The sequence below is a fragment of the Rickettsia endosymbiont of Ixodes pacificus genome (assembly GCF_000965155.1).
Taxonomy (GTDB): domain Bacteria; phylum Pseudomonadota; class Alphaproteobacteria; order Rickettsiales; family Rickettsiaceae; genus Rickettsia; species Rickettsia tamurae.
Map to the genome: position 1 here is coordinate 1,084,521 of NZ_LAOP01000001.1, position 16,986 is coordinate 1,101,506.

The window sequence follows — 16,986 nt, forward strand, 5'->3', positions numbered from 1 at the left end:
GGTCTGTCAGATTCTTTGTGTAAGTATGATTTCTCCATTTGCCCAATTTTGTAAATTAGTATCACAAAGGATTGCAAATTGATTTAAAGCCATCGCCCAATTCTTAATAGGCATTGTCCATTTTTTAGAGGCATTTGTCAATGCCAAAAAGATTATTTTCTGAATCGATTTGTCATCTGGAAACACTCCTTTATTTTTAATAATTTTACGAATTTGACGGTTAGTGGATTCAATAGCATTAGTAGTGTAAATCGCTTTTCTAATGTCTTCCGGAAAGCTAAAAAATGGAGCTATGCCAGACCAATTTCGTTGCCATATGTCAAAAATAACTGGATATTTTTCATCCCATTTTTTGGCAAAATTTTGTAATTCTCTTAATCCCTCTGCTTCATTTATTGCAGAATAAACTGCTTTTAAATCAGCTGTTACCGCTTTTAAATCTTTGTATGATACGTATTTTACAGAATTTCTTACCATATGAACAATACACAACTGCACTATGGTTTTTGGAAAAATGCTATTTATCGCCTCTGGAAAACCCTTAAGACCATCAACACATGCAACATATATTTGTTCAACTCCTCGATTCTTAAGTTCTGTTACTACCTGCATCCAAAATTTAGACCCTTCATTCTTGCCTATCCAAATTCCTAATAGCTCTTTCTTGTCCTCCATATTCACTCCAATAGCTATATAAACTGCTTTATTTATTATTACATGATTATCTCTTGCCTTAACATGAATACAATCTAAGTACATTATAGGATATACATTATCAAGTGCTCTATTCTGCCAGGCAGTTACTTCCTCTAAAATACCATCAGTTACCTTTGATATTAACTCAGATGATACCTTGGTGGCATATAGTTCTTCTAAGTGCCATTGTATTTCCCTAATGGTCATTCCCCGAGCATATAAGGATATTACTTTATCATCAAATCCTTCAAATTTACGCACTCCTTTTGGAATTAGTTGAGGTTCAAATTCTCCGTCCCAATCCCTTGGCACTTCTACTTTCAATTTACGACCTTCTGGATCTATTAGAGTCTTTTCATAATTGCCATTACGTCTGTTATCTGAGTCTTTCTCATTTTTAGAATGTTTCTCATAACCTATATGAGATTCCATTTCTTTCTCTAAAATCTTATTTACTATCTGCTTTTTAATTTCCTGAAATATCTCTTCTTTGCCAAATATCTCAGATGGATCACTTTGTGATAGTATTTCTGATACTACTTTTTCTATAGTTGGATTTGATACTTTGCTCTTATTTTTCATATTAGCCTCATGTAAGTTGTTTTAATTAATTTTATTCTTAACTATTTTTATAACTTACACAAACTTTCTGACACCCTCATTTTTCCATTATCCAAGAATCTCATCAGTGCTTTTTGATTATTCAAAACATAAGAAATAGCTTTTGCTGTACTGCTTTTTTTGGGTAGTTGATCATATGCTTTCCTAAAACGTTTCTGAAATATCATCACTTATCTTGCGAAATTCTACTCCACCACAGGAGGGACATTCTTCGGCAGGATTTAATACCTCATCTTCTCTTGGTAAATAATTCGGTAATTTCCTCCGCTTTGCTAGCTGCTTGCTATCCTTACTATCTGAAATCTCTTGACCTTTATCTGAACCAAAGTTACCTTGCTCAGGTTTAAAACCTAAAATAATCTCATTTTCTTCTATTTTAAGCTCAAGCTCTTCTATTTGCTTACCTAACTTTTCTGATGACTTGCCATAACTCTTTGCTTTTAGTAATGCTAGCTGTTCTCTTAGTGATTGGTTTTCTTGATTCAATAACTCATTCTCATCAAATAGTACCTTAATTGTTTTATGTAATATAGATACATCACAAGATAAGTTGTTAAGGTTAAAAATCATATTTTAATCTTTATCCAGCATATTTAGGCTTATTAAACCATCTTGGATTACGCCAGTCAATAGCTTCTATCAACATTGCTAGCTGGGCCTTAGTAATTCCAATAGATTGCTTCTTATCAACCTTGGGCCATACAAACTTGCCGCTATCAAGACATTTATAATATAAACAAAAACCTTGCCCATCCCACCATAATATTTTTATTCTGTCAGCCTGTTTACCCCTAAAAACAAATAAAACACTCTTGTTAAACTGATCTGACAATATTGATTGTGCCAGTAACGATAAACCATTAATGCCCTTACGCATGTCAGTATAACCAGTACAGAGGTATAGCTAGACCATAGTAAATAGGTACAGTTAAATAAACTTTAGTACGTGTTCTACAGCCATACTGATATCTTTGAATTGCCCCGTAACTTTTCTTATTTCGTTCTTAATCTTAAACCAATAATGTTCTATAGGATTTAAGTCTGGGCTATATGTAGGTAAGAATAAAATTCTGCACCCAACCGACTCGATTAATTCTCTTATTATATTATTCTTATGGAAGTTGATATTATCCATAATTACTGTTTGTCCAGGATGTAATTCTTTAGTTAATATAGTCTCTACATAGGTTGTAAATATTTCTTTATTACAATTTCCTTCAAATATTACTGGCGCTATAATTTGATTATTACGAAGCCCCGCTATCATACTGATCCTGGATTTATGTTGATACACTTTGTTTCCATAACATCTAGTACCTTTTATACTCCATCCATATTCTCTACAAGCATTATCTTCTATTCCTGACTCATCAATGAATACTAGAGTTTCTTTAGAAATTTGCTGTATCTTTTCTATAAATTCATTCCTTAAACCAATATCCCTTCTGGGATGAAGATGACTTTTTTTTATAAGTGTACCCTAGTAGTTTTCTATAGTAATTTATTCTAGTTCTTTGTAATCTATTACCTAGTATAATACTTAATTCTTTAGCTGTTTTATCATGATTATTGATAATTAATTCTTCAAATTCTTTGAGATTTATTTTTGCATTATAACCCTTTGCTGGACCATAAGGTTTTGCTTTTATATCTCCTGTTTCCCATTTAAGAGTTTTCCATCTATATATAGTGTTACGACCTATATTGAATATTTTACATGCTTTAACAATTGAGAGCCCATCATCTAGAGCTTTGAATAGTTTCATTCTTAAATCGTAACTGTAACTGCTTGCCATAATTTATTTATTATCATTTATAACATATATATTAGCATAGTATGTACCTATTTACTATGGTCTAGCTATATATTCTGCTATCTGAAGCTACATCTAACATGATCCATCCAATATTTTGACTATCTCCAAGAGCTTTGTGCTACTAATATTACCATTAATTAATAAAGAAAAATTACTAAAGGTTAATTCTGCTTTTTTTAATAGTGTATACTCTCTTTCTTGTACTAATAATTCTACAAATTTATTACCTGTATTATTAGATGTTTCTTCTTTTCTTCTGCTAAACTTCCCCCTACTACGCCACCCATATAATGTCTTCTCCGAAATCCCATAAGACCGTGCAACTTGTGATATAATGCACCCTGGAACACATGATTCACTAATTATTTGTGCCTTCTGTTCCGCTGTAATATTCTTCCTTCTAATATTCATCACACTATTATTCCTGTGTTATTAATACTACAGAATAATACTATAAACCTTTTGCTTTTATAGACCGCCTTTACCAGACGCTTACTAATAAAACATGATATAGCCATTATAAATGTGGTAATAATAACGGTTGATATTATCACCTATCCATCCAAGTACCAAAAGCTGCAAATGGTCTTAATAAATAAGTAGAACAAAATGCGGCAGCAGATAAAAGCGAAGTAACTTGAGGATCAGTTTTAGGAAAAAATAATTCATTGATAACTACTGCCATATGTATATATAGCATTAAATCAAAATACTTAAAAAATGTTCCAAAACATATTAATCCTATTGCTTCTTTTTGATTACGTGTTAAACTTCTTTGTTTTTTCTCATAGCCGAGCATAATTTCTTTACAAAAGTTAAATTGTAAAGAAATTATGCTGTTTTATATAAAAGTCAATAGGAAATTTCGCTTTATACGATAAATAAGGAAGTGAAATGCAACTTACCATTAGCTTATTTTTACCTATTCATTAATGACTTAATGATATGATAATAAACTAATTGAGAGAAAAAAATATTTGTACGTCAATCCGGTACTCATATCCTCACATATTTTTTGTATACTGCAGTGTGAGGTGGAGTGTTTCCTCTTTATAAGATTAGGTTATGCAAGAGGTCTATTGATGGTTTCCTATTTTACCTTATTAACCCTAAATTGTAAAACTCTACACGGGCTGTTGAAAAAGTTATAAAAAGAAGTAGAAAAGAGTTAATCTAAGGAATAAGCTGTATTTTTATGCTTAAATGAAGGTGTAAAGATGCAGGGTTATAAGCTTGATCAAAGTGTGAGATGTAATAGCCTTAGCTTAAGGCACATGATACCTAATGATCATTTATTAGTGAGGATTCATGAAGCTAAAGAATTAGAGTTTTCTTTTATCTATGAAATAACTAAGAATCGTTATTGTGCTAATTACGGACGTCCATCAATTGATCCTGTATTATTTTTTAGGATGCAAATAATAAGTTACTTATATGGTATAAAGTCAAATAGACGATTATGTAAAGAAATTCAGTTAAATATAGCATATAGGTGGTTTTGTGGTTTAAGTTTAGAGGATAAAGTACCGGATCATTCATCATTAAGTAGGATAAGAGATAGATTTGGGGTAGAACTATTTCAAGAAATATTTATAAGCTTGATTAAGCAATGGTATGAACTAGATATTATAAAAGGAGAAACAATTATTTCAGATGCCTCTTTAGTTGAATCTAATGCCTCTATGAATAGCCTAATATTAAGAAAAGATCAAGGTGATTCACAAAAGAGAGAATTAAAAAAATATGAACGTCGTTATCATGATTTCCGAGAAGGGAAAAAAGTAAGGAAAATATCTAATCAAACTCATGTCAGTAGGACAGATCCTGATTGTAGTCTTGTATCAAGAACTAATGGTTATAAAAAGCTATGTTATAAGACCCACTACTCAATTGATTCAGATTCACGTATTATAATAGATTGTTATGTAAGTACAGGATCACAACATGAGTGTATTGTACTTCCAAGTAGAGTTTGGAATATATTAAATAATTTTTCTTTTAGAGTAAAAGAATGGATAGCAGACAAAGGTTATGGTAGAGGTCCAACCTATGGATATTTTAAATTACTTGGAATTACAACTTATATACCTTTACATGTAGATAATCTTGGTGAAGGAAAAATAAGTAGGGGGGAATTTCAATATGATAGAGAACAGGATAGATATAAGTGTCCACAGGGACATTATCTTTATCCGTATGATAAATTAGATAAAAAACAAATAAAACGTTATCGTATTACAGGAGGGCATTGTAAAAATTGCTCTCTAAAATCAGGTTGTATTTCTGATAATTATAGTAATAGAGGACGATTTATTTATCGTAATCCTTATCAGGATGAAATAGATGAGGTAAAGGTCAGACAGAATAGAATTGATTTTAAGAAAAAACTAATTGAGAGAAAGTGGAAAATAGAAGGTCTATTTGGTGAAGCTAAGGAGAATCATGGTTTACGAGGAGCAAAATTTAGAAGTGTACAGAAAACACAGATTCAAATACTGATGATTGCGATAGTACAAAATTTTAAACGGATACTTAAAATTATTTTTTGGTTTTTTTATCTACTGCTATTAAAGATAAAAAAATATTAAAGTATTTGCAACCTTGTTGATTTTTTCAACAGCCCGTAATGACCGAAACAAAACTTTCCTTCTCCAAATGATCCATACAGCTATTTGTGTCTTTGAAAATCTTTACGAAACTCCCCATTTGATGTCAGAGACAGATATAGCATTGAGTTTTGGCTCTGTACGCATTTCTTCCCATGTGTCAAGCAATATTTTTTGATTGGTAACAATATAAGCTTTTTCAATCCCAAGTGCGTTAACATTTCGAATGATGGTGCCAATATTTTTTATATTATCAGGGTTCTCAATTACGGCGATCAAGTTCTTGCACCTAAACTCTTTAATTTTATTAGCTCTTGTGCGAAGAGTCGGTTTAGACTTTTGTTTTTCTTCCATAATATATTAAATAGATTTATAAATATAAAAATTATAAAAGATGCTAATGCATAATAACAAAAGAAATATTATTATGGTGGAGAGAGGGGGATTCGAACCCCCGACACGTTGCCGTGAACACGCTTTCCAGGCGTGCGCCTTAAACCGCTCGGGCCATCTCTCCAAAATTTTTAGCATTGCCCGTGTGGCTTCCTATGTCATTCTCGCAAGGCGTTTGCATGGATACTTAATCGTCATTGAGAGCAGCCGTAGGCTGCGTGGATCAATTTCACCTCTGTCATCCTGCGACTTGATCGCGGGATCCAGTTAAAAATACTAAAATTATTAGTATTTTTTATTGTTTTTCTGGATACCGTGGTCAAGCCACGGGGTGGCACCGAATGCGTTTTTCGATCCACGCAACAAAGCCCACTCGCAATGACAACTCGGTATCCATGCGGGTAATACTAAGACTTATTCTTAGAAAAAATATTATTAGCTTCTTCTAGCTCATTTTTAGTATTAACACCAACAATTAAATCATGATCAGTAGATAATAAATATGAAACTTTTTCACCATGATTTTTACATATTTTTACTATTTCAGTTAAATAAACTTCCTTATTACCGTTAGTATTAGTAGCAAATAAAGGTAAGTATTTATTTAAAATTCCGCTACTGAAAGCCATAATACCTGAATTACAAAGTTTTATGTTTTTCTCTTCTTCACTTGCATTTTTATATTCGATTATCTCTAAAAATTCACCATTTTTATCAGTAGCTATTCTTCCATATTGAGCCGGATTTGCTCTCTCAAAGCTTAAAGTCACTAATGCAGAATTAGTAAGGCTTAAGTAATCTATTAATTCATGCATAAGTTTTGGAGTAATAAGAGGATGATCGCCGTATAAAACTAATATTGTTTTATTTTTATCAATTAAATCTATTGCTGCATAAGTAGCATGAGCTGTGCCTTTAGGTTCTTCTTGCAGTACAAAGCAACACATATTTTCATAGGGCGTTAAATGTTTTTTAAGTTCTTCTAAATAAACTATAATTACATCATTTGTGACGTTAAGCGAATTCTTTAATACCGTTTCAAGCATTGGAACTCCGCCGACTTTATGCATTACTTTCGGTAAATCGGACTCCATTCTAGTACCTTTACCGGCTGCTAAAATAATTATTTGATAATTTGTATCGTTATAAGTCATTGTTCTCCTTGTATTATTTCATAAACATCATCAGATAACTCATAATTCCCGAAAACTCTTTGTACATCGTCGCTTTCTTCTAAAACTTCCACGAGCTTTAGTAATTTTTCAGCTTTTTCCTTATCATCTATAATTATTGTATTTAATGGAATCCAGCCTATATAAGAGTTTTCAGGTATACCGTATTTGCCGGTTAAAAATTCTAGAACTTTGGAAAAATTTTCAATATCCGTATAGATTGTATGGGTGGTATCATCAGAGATAATATCATCTACATCTAACTCTATGACTGCTTCTAAAATATTTTCATTCGATGCTATATTGCTTAGATATTGAATAACGCCGCAATGTTTAAATAAATAATTGACACTACCGGTTTCGCCTAAACTTCCACCATATTTAGTAAAACTAGAACGTACTTCTGCAGCAGTGCGGTTTTTATTATCGGTTAAAGCTTCAACTATTATAGCAATACCATTCGGGGCATAACCTTCATATCTAATTTCCGTATAATTTTCGGTATTAGAAGAATCATTAGCACTATTAATAGCTTTATCTATTCTTTCTTTAGGGAGATTTTGACTACGTGCGGCGGTTAAAGCATTTCTAAGACGTGGATTATTTTCAGGATTATTAGAAGAACCGGTTTTAGCTGCAGTAACTATTTCACGAATTAATTTAGTGAAAACTTTTGCTCTTTTTTTATCTTGAGCCCCTTTACGATGCTGAATATTTTTGAACTTTGAGTGACCGGCCATATTTATTTCTTTTCTTTCAAAAGTAGTATTATATACTCCGAAGTAAAATGAAGAGTAGTATACGAAGATCAACTTGGAAAAGAGCAAGAAGTCTGTAAGCCGAGGAGCGGAGTGTATATTAAACGTTCAGCATCCGAGAACTTACAAAGACGACATATACTCACATGCTTTCAAGAATTGAATTTCATTTTATCGAGGATTCCTGTACTCACGTATTAAGTTGTACGTTGCGTGCAGTCACCTCTCAAAATAAAATTCAATTCTTGAAAGCAAAAGAGTAAGGCAATTTTTCAAGTTCATCCGATTAATTAGCCTTGTTTTGCTTTAAATCTTTTATTCTTTTTATTTATTACAAAAATTTTGCTTCTTCTTTTAACGATCTGACAATCTTTATCACGTTTTTTTAATGATTTTAATGAGCTAACAACTTTCATAAAATATACTTTTACATTTAATTTGGACTGATAATAAACATTTTTATTTATTCAGTCAATTACCAATTTAAAGCATTTTTAAATGAAAAACCATGAAGCATGGTATTTTAAAGAAGCAAAAAATAATAATGAAGCTATTATAAAAGGTAAGGACATATTAGAGTTACTTGCTCAAAATTTACCGGCAACTAAAAGCGATACATTAAAAACAACAATATTTCACATACTACTAAATGATTGTAGTGATTATTATAGAAATAATGAAGATGTTAATAATACATATCAATGGCTTAAAGAAGTTGGTGTAAGATTTAATGCGGTTAGAGCTGCAAATTTAGATGAAGAAACATTAACCTCAGAAAATTTTAACTTTAATAAAAAGTCAGCTGAGTTAGAGCCTGTAGTAATAGAACTTGAACAAATATTAGAAACATTAGGTATTACTAAAGATAATTTTGATGCTAATGATTTATAAGTAATCTTGTTCACTTCTTATACCATAACTTCCCTTGCTTCATAATATTAAGTTATGATAGGCTAGTTTATCTTATTGTAACTCAAGTTTATTTTAGTGTTGCCGGTATGGTTTGGGAATTGTGTCAAATTTTCCTATGTCATTCCCGCGTAGGCGGGAATCCAGTTCTTAAAAAATACAAATATTATAAACGTAGATTATTTTATGTTTTTCTGGATTCCCGCCTACGCGGGAATGACTATAGAGAAGTATGGGAATGACATAGGGGAGGCAAAGAATAACACAATGACCATACTACTCCTATTATTATCCTTTATCCTCTTCTCTAAGCCGGCTATTGCCGATCCTGAAATAGCTGAATCCTTTAAATGTTCAAAACTTTTTCCTTACTTTGAAAAAAAATTTAATATCCCATCTAATACGTTACATTCAATAGCTTTAAAAGAATCGGGAAAAAAACATACAACCCGTAAAATTAGAGTAGTATGGCCTTGGACGGTAAATGTTGAAGGAAAAGGCTATTATTTTAACAGTAAAAGAGAAGCCGTAAGTTTTGTTAGAATAGAGCTTATAAAAGGGCGAGAGAGTATTGATGTCGGATGCATGCAGATTAACTTAAGGCATCATTTAGGGGCTTTTAATTCCCTTGAACAGGCATTTGATCCAAATAATAACATTCGTTACGGTGCAGAATTTTTACGTTCAAAATATTATCAGTTAGGGAGCTGGCACAAAGCGATAGCTCATTATCATTCGGCTACACATTCTTTAGGGTTTAAATATAAGCAAGATGTAGTTAAAATAGCAAGTAATATGGCTCTTTATAAAGCATCCTTACATAGTTATCTAAATAATAATGAAGGGGCTTTAAAAGATACAATTCCGGTAAATAATAACAAAGTTCAAAAAAAATCACTTTTTAGTGGCAATAAAAGATACAGAAGTAGTATTATGATACCGGTTCCTGCTAAAATTAATTAATTCTATGAATATTAAATTAATTACATGTTTTTTAATATTAGTAAGTGCGGTAAAAGTAAATACCGATTTTAACAATATTCAAGATAATTTTGAATATCAGGAAGAGCAGCTAACAATAGAATTACCTTGGAGCGACTGTACCGAAATTCATAAATTATTAGAGGAAAAATTATCTTTTTCAGAACAACAAATAAAAAAAGAAAATAAAATTCATGAGAAATATAAGCAATTTTATTTAAAACATAATAATCCTACTAATTTTTCTATGCAATTTCTTGAGAAAAAATCTGAGACTAATGGAGTAGAAACTTTAATATCAGGTTTTTTAAAATTTTGTGAAGATAATTTCCAAACTAGTAAAAGTAAATCTAATTCCCTAAATTATTATATTAAAAAACAACAAGACCAATGGTTTAATGATATAAGAAACGAGAATTACAAAATATATTATAGAAAAAAATACGAAGATAATATCTTTAGAAATAATTAATTTATTTCAATACTTGATTCATATATTGTTTAATTTATATTATTATTGTTGTGTATAAGTTAGTTATAAATCTCTAGGAGAATCTAATAAGACAGAGAACAATGTTTCAGCGGTAGAAAGAAAAAAAGTTTCTAGTAATGATAAACAACTAAAACCTGTCTACTTGGATCTAACTTCGGATTTAAATCCTTCAGAAAAAAGCCTGTTGAGTTTAGAACCTTTATCGCCTAATAATAAAAATACGAAACCTATAGTTGTAGGTATTCAGGAGAATTTTGAAGGACTAGATAGAGTTAAAAGGGATGATATTCGCACTGCAAGACAGAGAGAACTTGTTCAAAATAGTTTGCTAGGAGATTTTTTAGGAGGTTTTATTTCTCGACCGCCGCCACCAACAATTTTAGGAGAGAAAATTCAAGATAGGAGAGGATTATATATTCAACAGACTAAAGCTAAAAAATCACCGAAATAATGCAGTAGCGGGAATAAGTAACAGCTTATTTATCAAGCATGCAGCTAATGATATAATAAGTCGGTTAGAGATGATTGATAAGGATTTTTCGGATATTCTAGAAATATCGGCTAAATGCGGTTATCTTACGGGTTTACTAAAAAATGCTTATCGAAGTGCCGATATTACCGTAACAGATATGTCGCCTTTATTGCTTGATTTTTTTGAGCATAATCACAAATTGTTAATCGATGATGAAGATTTAGAATTTCCTCCGAACTCTTTTGATTTAATTATTTATTCATTAGGATTACACTGGATAAACGATGTGCAAAGTTTTCTATCTAATATAAGAACATTTTTAAAGCCTGACGGTATTTTTATCGGTAATTTTGTCGGAGGAAATAGCTTAAAGAATTTACGTAAATCCTTAATAGATGCCGAAATAGCAAGTGGTTTTAAACATTTTCCTCATATTTCTCCTTTTATTAATTTTGATCATGTCCCAATGCTATTATCACAAGCAGGATTTGCCGAAGTAATTGTTGACTATGAAAATATAGAGCTAAAATTTGATAATCCTTTAGTTTTAATGAGGGAAATAAAAAATATAGGTGAGTCAAATTCACTAAATGCTAGTCATAATTACACTATTTCTAAAAAGATGTTTTCTTTACTACAAAATTATACAAACGGCTTTGAAGATAATATTAATTTAATTAGTTTTATTGCTTCACCGAATAAGAATAGTATAAGATTAAAGTTGTTATAAAGGTGATAGTGGTGTATGGTTGGGTTGGAATGATGATAGAGGCATTGCCGTATGGCAGTCGATGTCATTCCCGCGAAAGTGGGAATCTAGGCTTTTTTGTTGTCACCCCGTGGCTTGACCACAGGGTCCAGTTAAAAATACTAAATTATTAGTATTTTAAGTTGTTTTCTGGATACCGTGGTCAAGACACGGGGTGACAAAGGGAGGATAATATAAGGTAAAAATATGCAAGAATTTGATTTAGTGGTAATAGGTAGCGGTCCGGCAGGTTATACAGGCAGTATTAGGGCTGCTCAGCTTGGTATGAAAGTAGCGTGTATTGAGAAAAACGATACTCTTGGCGGCACTTGTTTAAATATAGGATGCATACCGTCGAAAGCTTTACTTAATTCCTCTGAAAAATATGAAGAAGCTCTAAAGCATTTTGAGAGTATAGGTATTACTGCAGATGTAAAACTAGACTTACAAAAAATGCTAGCTAATAAAGATAAAGTAGTTCTTGATCTTACAAAAGGTATAGAAAGCTTATTTGCTAAGAATAAGGTTACTAGGATAAAAGGCGAAGCTAAAATTATCTCTAGTAATATCGTTGAAGTAAATAAAGAGCAAATTAAAGCCAAAAATATCCTAATTACTACAGGCTCCAGCGTCATAGAAATACCGAACATCAAAATAGACGAAGAATTTATTGTTTCATCTACCGGTGCTTTGAAACTTTCTAAAGTACCTGAGAACTTAATAGTTGTCGGGGGAGGGTATATAGGCTTAGAACTTGGTTCAGTTTGGCGTCGTTTGGGAGCTAAAGTAACGGTTATTGAGTATGCACCGAGCATTGTACCTATGCTTGATAAAGAAATTGCTACGCAATTTATGAAACTACAGCAAAAACAAGGTATAGAGTTTAAACTGAATACTAAAGTGCTATCTGCAGTAAAGTCAGGAAAAGTAAATCTGACAATAGAGGAGGGCGGTAAGAGTTCGGTAGTAACAAGCGATGTTGTGTTGATAGCGGTAGGCAGAAAAGCCTATACGCAAAATCTAGGACTTGAGTCTGTCGGTATTATTACGGATAAGCAAGGTAGAATTGAGATTAATGACCGGTTCCAAACAGCAATTTCAAATATTTACGCAGTCGGTGATGTGGTAAAAGGAGCTATGCTTGCTCATAAAGCCGAGGAAGAGGCTGTAGCTGCCGTGGAAATTATGGCAGGGCAGGCAGGACATGTTAACTATAATTTAATTCCAAGCGTAATATATACTTATCCTGAAGTAGCAAGCGTCGGTGAAACGGAAGAACAACTAAAAGAAAAAGGCATTAATTATAAAGTCGGTAAGTTTCCGTTTTTAGCAAATAGTAGAGCAAGAGTAATCGGTAGTACGGAAGGTATGGTTAAGATTCTTGCCGATAGTAAAACCGATAGGGTTTTAGGAACTCATATTATAGGAGCCGATGCAGGTACATTAATTGCCGAGCTTACCGCTTATATGGAATTCGGAGCAGCTTCAGAAGATATAGCACGAACCTGCCACGCCCATCCAACTTTAAGCGAAGCTATAAAAGAAGCAGCACTTAGTGTGGATAAAAGGACTATTAATATGTAAATGTTCAAATTGTCATACCGTGGCTTGACCACGGGATCCAGTTAAAATTATTAGAATGGTAAGTTATTTTTATGGATACCGTGGTCAAGCCACGGTATGACAATGATATGAACAAGCAAGAACTGCGTCTTTATTTCAAAGAACTTTTAATAAAAAACCAAGAAAAAATTACTTCCGACTTAGTCAAAAACTCCCTAATCAATAAAATTAGCCGGTTATTACAGGAGTTAAAAGTAAAGACAGTAGGACTTTACTTTCCTCTAAAATACGAAATTAACTTACTTGAAATAACAAACTTACATCCTAAAATAAAATTCTTCTTACCGAAAATTATAAAAAATGAGGTAAAATATTGTCCTTATCATTATAACGATCAATTGGCTTTAGGGGCTTTTAAAACCTATGAACCTATAAATAATGATTTTTTTATTCCTGAGTTAGTTATTATCCCAGGGCTTGCGTTTAGTAAGGAGGGTTATAGACTTGGATACGGCAAAGGACATTTTGACCGATATCTTAATAATAACCGAAATATATTAACCGCCGGAGTTTGTTTAAAAGAACAATTAATAGATAATTTTCTGGTTGAATCTCATGATCGTAAGCTTAAATTTGTGATTTCGGTATAATAACCTTAATTTTTTTAATTGTATAAAATATTATATTTGTATATATATAATATTTTATACAATATTATTACAAAAATCAACTTAGGGTAAAATGGTTGATATAATAAAAAAATTGTCGTATTGATCGGTGTACCTTTTGCTTTTTTTGCACAAGCAGTTAGAGATTGGCTAGAAACAGGACAAGTATCCGGCGATACTCAGACTGAAGATATTTGTTTTCAATTAGCATTGGTAGGAGTAGGGACACTTATCATAGATCAGGCATTTAGTAACTTGCCTGATGATGTATACAACGAATATGTCAAAGTAGTACAAGATAGTGAGATACAAGTTACATTAGTTGGCTAATTTTTTTCTATTCATATATAGGCTACAAGTTATTTGATTTGTAGCTTTTTTCTTATAAGTTATTACACAAACTTATTATTTCATCTTTATATTTTTGTTTGTGTAAATATTTGCTTTTTAAATTTAGATTTTTAAAATCCTTGTGATTCAATGGCGGGTATTTACTAAGCTTTATTAAATCTTCATTTAAAATAAAATGCTTACGAGGAATATTTATAGTTTGTGCATTCTCTTCACGATAAGCTGCAAGCATTTGAATTTTGTGGTTAAAACTCTCATCATCACTTCTATATTTTATTTTTTTCCAAGCATCTTTCGGCTCAACCTTATAATTTCTAACATCTAATAAAGAACTAAGAGTAGTTTGATATTTATTAGTTAAATTATTTTTAATAATTATATTATTTAACTCTTTATATATCTTATACAAATACTCCACGTCTAACATTGCATAATTTAACATATCACTAGTGATAGGGCGTTTTAGCCAGTTAGATTTTTGGTGGGTTTTATCGATAGTAATACCGATTAGCTTATAGCAAAGGTCATCATAGCTTAGCTGTTTACCGAATCCGCAAATATTTGCTGCAATTTGTATATCAAAAACATTAGAAGGTAGTATTTTAAATAAATTATAGAAAATCTCTAAATCTTCACGAGGAGCATGAAATATTTTAGTAATATTATTATCTGCAAGCAGCTTATTAAAAATATTCAGATCTAAATTGCTTAATGCATCAATTATTCCGCAATATTCTTCTGCTTTAACTTGAATTATACTAAGCTGAGCATAATAAGTATAGCGACGCTCAAATTCCGTATCTATGCTTAAGCATGCCTTATTTGCTAACCGGTTACAAAATTCTTCTAATGTTTTTTGATTATCGATAATTTGCATAGAAGCTATTTATAAAGCTCCGATAATTTTTAAGAAAAGATTAGTATGAGATAACGACAGGACAACTTCAAGACCGATTAAAATAATAATAATCCACTCAAGTTTGGTAGAATGTTTATAATTAAGGTCATTTGAAAGAATGTCTAAAAGTTCATGAATCATATTAAGACGATGATTCATTATATTTTGCCGTATTTCTATGTCTTGAAACTCTGCTGTCATAAGATATAGAGGCTCATAGCTCGGACGACGCCAAAAGAATTCCGGAGTATCGAATATATCGCTATACAAACTGATTGAATAACGCTCGTTAAATAATATACCTATTTGCTGTAATATCTCCTTTTTAGAAAGCGATACGCTACCGGTTCTAGCTAGTTCCTGTTGTATAGGGGTTGTCTGAACAATCAAGTTACTAACGGATTGCTCAAGAATGCTAAGTTTAACCGATTGTGCAAGAGCATGGGAAATAGAAAGTTTAACAAAAACTGATTTATCGGCTAAGATTATTTTATTTTTTTCTTCATCAATAAATGTTTTCTCGACTTCTGTATTATATTCAAAATAAATATAATCAGACACCGGCTCTTTAAGCTTGTTCACGGTTACTAAATCAGTATCGCTTAAAACTATTTTTTCTTGAATTTCATCGCCGCCCCAAATAGTTACACAGCCAAACGGGAAGAAAAATATCTCTATAAAATCAGAATCTTTATTTATCTCTTTCCGAATATATAAAACATCGTCAAAATGTTGAGGTTCAAGACCAATCTTTTTTAAATTAGTAACTAGATCACTCATCTTATATTCGGAAGAAGTACAGTAAGATGAACATCTCATGATTATTAAGTTTAATTTATATAAATTTAGAGTATAGTAGTTAAGAACCTATAAAGTCAATAATATTATAATTATGTATGAAATATTAAGTAATAGAGAAGTTATCAAAATAATAGGTTTAGATTCCGTAAAGTTCCTACAAAATCTCATTACTAACGACATAAAAAAGAATAATTACTGCTATACTTATTTGCTTAATAATCAAGGAAGATATTTATTTGATTTTTTTGTGTATGTTCCTAACCTTGAGGAAATTTACCTTGATATTGATAAAAGTAATAAAGCTGCTTTGATAGAGCATTTAAACTTTTATAAATTTCGCTCTAAAATACAAATAATAGATTGCAGCGAAAAAGTTATCTACTCACATCAAAAATTAGATATAGACACGCTAGTTACGTCTCGTGATCCTCGCTATACTATGCTCGGTTTTCGTTCTATATATGAGTTCGGTGTCATACCGCAGCTTGACCGCGGTATCCAGAAAACAATTAAACAAGATTGGATCCCGCGATCAAGTTGCGGGATGACAAGAGTGGAATCGGTCCATGCAACAATACCTCCCCGCGAAAGCGGGGATCCAGCTTCTTTTAATGAAAAATTATACCTAGAAGATAAATATAATTTTGCAATAATAGACGGAGTAGAAGATTTAATCACAGATAAATCTATTCCAAATATGTATGGTGCTGAGGAGTTAAATGCAATTAGTTTTGACAAAGGCTGTTATGTTGGTCAGGAAGTTATTTCAAGAGCTAAATATCAAGGTGTTATAAGAAGAAAGATATATAAAATTACAGCAGATGAAGATTTATCCTCATTAGTTAAAGATGAAGAAATACTCGCAGATAACGATAAAATCGGCGTAATATGCTCAAGTTATCGTAATAAAGCAATCGCCTTAATCAGAGAAGAAAAATATCTTGCCGATAAAGAAGCTGATATTACCGTTAAAGGGATTAAAATAAACTTATCTCTCGCACCTTGGTATTAAATTAATTAACAAAATTTAAATTATTAG

The 16,986-nt window shown here is 31.6% G+C and carries 23 protein-coding genes, 1 tRNA gene and 3 pseudogenes; 11 read left to right on the forward strand and 16 right to left on the reverse strand.

Annotation, left to right across the window (positions count from 1 at the left end; genetic code table 11):
• Positions 1-6 precede the first annotated feature (6 nt).
• The 7 genes and pseudogenes from REIP_RS05815 to REIP_RS05845 form a co-directional block, all read right to left on the reverse strand.
• The gene (locus REIP_RS05815) at positions 7-1,278 is read right to left on the reverse strand and encodes an IS256 family transposase (protein ID WP_045803646.1); all 1,272 of its coding nucleotides are present in this window, start codon (positions 1,276-1,278) and stop codon (positions 7-9) included.
• Positions 1,279-1,325: 47 nt separating this feature from the next.
• On the reverse strand, positions 1,326-1,484 hold the full coding sequence (locus REIP_RS13735) for an IS66 family transposase (protein WP_156147437.1): 159 nt from the start codon (positions 1,482-1,484) through the stop codon (positions 1,326-1,328).
• Positions 1,462-1,887 (reverse strand): hypothetical protein, encoded by a 426-nt coding sequence (locus REIP_RS05820; RefSeq protein ID WP_045804053.1) that lies wholly within the window; start codon positions 1,885-1,887, stop codon positions 1,462-1,464. Before REIP_RS05820 ends, REIP_RS13735 begins: the two co-directional genes overlap by 23 nt.
• A 10-nt stretch (positions 1,888-1,897) precedes the next feature.
• Positions 1,898-2,209, reverse strand: a pseudogene (gene tnpB, locus REIP_RS05825) (IS66 family insertion sequence element accessory protein TnpB); the annotation flags it as partial.
• A 36-nt stretch (positions 2,210-2,245) separates the two neighbouring features.
• Positions 2,246-3,113 (reverse strand): IS630 family transposase gene (locus REIP_RS09825; RefSeq protein WP_156147374.1). Its coding sequence is split into 2 segments (ribosomal slippage): positions 2,246-2,785 and positions 2,787-3,113, totalling 867 coding nucleotides; the frame shifts between segments, so codons are not numbered across the junction.
• A 93-nt stretch (positions 3,114-3,206) separates the two neighbouring features.
• Entirely contained in the window at positions 3,207-3,545 is a 339-nt protein-coding gene (locus REIP_RS05840; RefSeq protein ID WP_045804054.1) for a transposase, read from the reverse strand.
• Between the two features lie 139 nt (positions 3,546-3,684).
• On the reverse strand, positions 3,685-3,933 hold the full coding sequence (locus REIP_RS05845; RefSeq protein WP_045804055.1) for a hypothetical protein: 249 nt from the start codon (positions 3,931-3,933) through the stop codon (positions 3,685-3,687).
• 571 nt (positions 3,934-4,504) lie between these two features.
• Between REIP_RS05845 and REIP_RS13740 the strand changes: the two are divergent.
• Positions 4,505-4,709 (forward strand): annotated as a pseudogene (locus REIP_RS13740) (transposase); the annotation flags it as partial.
• Between the two features lie 107 nt (positions 4,710-4,816).
• Positions 4,817-5,722 carry a transposase gene (locus tag REIP_RS05850; protein WP_410525699.1) on the forward strand — a complete coding sequence of 302 codons (906 nt, stop codon included), beginning with the start codon at positions 4,817-4,819 and terminating at the stop codon, positions 5,720-5,722.
• 102 nt (positions 5,723-5,824) lie between these two features.
• Here REIP_RS05850 and REIP_RS05855 read toward each other — a convergent pair whose 3' ends face one another.
• The 6 genes from REIP_RS05855 to ykgO form a co-directional block, all read right to left on the reverse strand.
• Positions 5,825-6,094 carry a hypothetical protein gene (locus REIP_RS05855; protein ID WP_052691103.1) on the reverse strand — a complete coding sequence of 90 codons (270 nt, stop codon included), beginning with the start codon at positions 6,092-6,094 and terminating at the stop codon, positions 5,825-5,827.
• 74 nt (positions 6,095-6,168) lie between these two features.
• Positions 6,169-6,257 (reverse strand) — tRNA-Ser (locus REIP_RS05860).
• Positions 6,258-6,327: 70 nt separating this feature from the next.
• On the reverse strand, positions 6,328-6,492 hold the full coding sequence (locus REIP_RS11110; protein WP_156147440.1) for a hypothetical protein: 165 nt from the start codon (positions 6,490-6,492) through the stop codon (positions 6,328-6,330).
• A gap of 48 nt (positions 6,493-6,540) precedes the next feature.
• A complete protein-coding gene (locus REIP_RS05865; RefSeq protein WP_008579441.1) occupies positions 6,541-7,287 on the reverse strand; it encodes a sugar phosphate nucleotidyltransferase in 747 nt (248 codons plus the stop codon).
• Positions 7,284-8,045, reverse strand: a complete 762-nt coding sequence (locus REIP_RS05870; RefSeq protein ID WP_045804357.1) for a YebC/PmpR family DNA-binding transcriptional regulator — start codon at positions 8,043-8,045, stop codon at positions 7,284-7,286. Before REIP_RS05870 ends, REIP_RS05865 begins: the two co-directional genes overlap by 4 nt.
• 308 nt (positions 8,046-8,353) lie before the next feature.
• Positions 8,354-8,479 carry a type B 50S ribosomal protein L36 gene (gene ykgO, locus REIP_RS05875; RefSeq protein WP_008579439.1) on the reverse strand — a complete coding sequence of 42 codons (126 nt, stop codon included), beginning with the start codon at positions 8,477-8,479 and terminating at the stop codon, positions 8,354-8,356.
• Between the two features lie 82 nt (positions 8,480-8,561).
• On the opposite strand from ykgO, the gene REIP_RS05880 reads away from it, so the two are divergent.
• The 6 genes and pseudogenes from REIP_RS05880 to lpdA all read left to right on the forward strand — a co-directional run bounded on the left by REIP_RS05880 (position 8,562) and on the right by lpdA (position 13,250).
• Complete coding sequence (locus tag REIP_RS05880; RefSeq protein ID WP_231569264.1) at positions 8,562-8,954, forward strand: hypothetical protein; 393 nt, start codon at positions 8,562-8,564, stop codon at positions 8,952-8,954.
• 107 nt (positions 8,955-9,061) lie between these two features.
• A pseudogene (locus REIP_RS05885) lies at positions 9,062-9,935 on the forward strand (lytic transglycosylase domain-containing protein).
• Between the two features lie 4 nt (positions 9,936-9,939).
• Complete coding sequence (locus tag REIP_RS05890) at positions 9,940-10,425, forward strand: DUF2532 domain-containing protein (RefSeq protein ID WP_045804056.1); 486 nt, start codon at positions 9,940-9,942, stop codon at positions 10,423-10,425.
• 163 nt (positions 10,426-10,588) lie between these two features.
• Positions 10,589-10,897: a hypothetical protein gene (locus REIP_RS05895; RefSeq protein ID WP_231569265.1), complete on the forward strand. Its 309-nt coding sequence runs from the start codon at positions 10,589-10,591 to the stop codon at positions 10,895-10,897.
• Between the two features lie 31 nt (positions 10,898-10,928).
• Positions 10,929-11,648: a methyltransferase domain-containing protein gene (locus tag REIP_RS05900; protein WP_331385746.1), complete on the forward strand. Its 720-nt coding sequence runs from the start codon at positions 10,929-10,931 to the stop codon at positions 11,646-11,648.
• A gap of 225 nt (positions 11,649-11,873) precedes the next feature.
• Positions 11,874-13,250 carry a dihydrolipoyl dehydrogenase gene (gene lpdA / locus REIP_RS05905; RefSeq protein WP_045804058.1) on the forward strand — a complete coding sequence of 459 codons (1,377 nt, stop codon included), beginning with the start codon at positions 11,874-11,876 and terminating at the stop codon, positions 13,248-13,250.
• A gap of 4 nt (positions 13,251-13,254) precedes the next feature.
• On the opposite strand, the gene REIP_RS11115 is transcribed toward lpdA, so the two are convergent.
• On the reverse strand, positions 13,255-13,365 hold the full coding sequence (locus tag REIP_RS11115; RefSeq protein ID WP_156147442.1) for a proline/betaine transporter: 111 nt from the start codon (positions 13,363-13,365) through the stop codon (positions 13,255-13,257).
• Here REIP_RS11115 and REIP_RS05910 point away from each other — a divergent pair.
• Together REIP_RS05910 and REIP_RS05915 are read left to right on the forward strand one after the other, a co-directional pair.
• Entirely contained in the window at positions 13,358-13,879 is a 522-nt protein-coding gene (locus tag REIP_RS05910; protein ID WP_045804059.1) for a 5-formyltetrahydrofolate cyclo-ligase, read from the forward strand. The genes REIP_RS11115 and REIP_RS05910 overlap by 8 nt on opposite strands.
• Positions 13,880-13,999: 120 nt before the next feature.
• A complete protein-coding gene (locus tag REIP_RS05915; protein ID WP_045804060.1) occupies positions 14,000-14,227 on the forward strand; it encodes a hypothetical protein in 228 nt (75 codons plus the stop codon).
• A gap of 52 nt (positions 14,228-14,279) precedes the next feature.
• Here the strand turns inward: REIP_RS05915 and REIP_RS05920 are convergent, their stop codons facing one another.
• Together REIP_RS05920 and REIP_RS05925 are read right to left on the reverse strand one after the other, a co-directional pair.
• Positions 14,280-15,125: a ribonuclease D gene (locus REIP_RS05920; protein ID WP_045804061.1), complete on the reverse strand. Its 846-nt coding sequence runs from the start codon at positions 15,123-15,125 to the stop codon at positions 14,280-14,282.
• A gap of 9 nt (positions 15,126-15,134) precedes the next feature.
• Entirely contained in the window at positions 15,135-15,926 is a 792-nt protein-coding gene (locus REIP_RS05925) for an RMD1 family protein (protein ID WP_045804062.1), read from the reverse strand.
• Between the two features lie 112 nt (positions 15,927-16,038).
• Between REIP_RS05925 and REIP_RS05930 the strand changes: the two genes are divergently transcribed.
• A complete protein-coding gene (locus tag REIP_RS05930; RefSeq protein ID WP_045804063.1) occupies positions 16,039-16,959 on the forward strand; it encodes a YgfZ/GcvT domain-containing protein in 921 nt (306 codons plus the stop codon).
• Positions 16,960-16,986: the final 27 nt, after the last annotated feature.